The organism is Neisseria sp. P0018.S001 (genome assembly GCF_051957355.1).
Classification (GTDB): Bacteria; Pseudomonadota; Gammaproteobacteria; order Burkholderiales; family Neisseriaceae; genus Neisseria; species Neisseria subflava_A.
The window spans coordinates 1-826 of sequence record NZ_JBQCWN010000040.1; the positions used below are offsets into that span (position 1 = coordinate 1).

1 pseudogene is annotated in these 826 nt (G+C 55.8%); it reads right to left on the reverse strand.

The features are described from left to right. A pseudogene (locus ACTHTJ_RS10690) lies at positions 1-826 on the reverse strand (hypothetical protein); the annotation flags it as partial.

Genomic DNA, 826 nt, shown 5'->3' on the forward strand with positions numbered 1-826 from the left:
TTAACGCCGTCTTGGGTCAATGCGACATCGTCGCCTACTTTCACACCGTCGTTGTTAACGGTGGTGTCGCCGGCTTTGACGCTGTTCACTACCAGGTCTTTTTTCAGCTTAACGGTCACTTTATCGTCTCGGGCTTCGGTGGTGATGTTGTCGTCGCCGGCAACGGTCACGGTGGAGCCGAGTTTTTCGATATTGGTGCTGCCGCTATCGCCGCTGAAGGTCAGGCCTTTGCTGTCAACGGTGGTTTGGGCATCCACACCTTTTTGGATTTCGGCTTTGGTGCCATCAGCCAAGTCGATGCTGTAGTCGGTCACGTTGTTGGCCTTTTCAGCGGCGGTAACGGTCAATTTGCTCGAACCGGCGCTCGCAGTCGTGCCTTTGGCGTTGACGGTGTAAACGTCTTGGCCGTTGGTGTCGACGGTTTTAACCACGTCTTTGATATTGGTACCGGCACGTACTTCGGTACGGGCGGCGGCGCTTTGCTGTTTCAGCTGGCTGTAGTTGACGGCGTCGTTGTCATCGGTACCGGCGGCAACGTTGGTGATCTTGTTGCCGGCGGCATTGATGCCTGACTTGGTCACACTCGGGCCACCGGTAATGGTGAGGCCGTCTGTATTCAGTTTGCTGTCGCCTGCGGTGACGCTGTCAACAGTGATGTCTTTGGCCAGTTTCAGCTGTGCACCACCGGCTACGGTTTCACTGATGATGTTGCTGTCGCCTTTGACATTGATGGTGTCGCCCAATGCGTAGTTGTTGCTGCCGGCGGTACCGCCGAAGTTGATGCCTTTGGCGATATTGGCGGCGTTGGTCGCTACGTTTTGGTTGG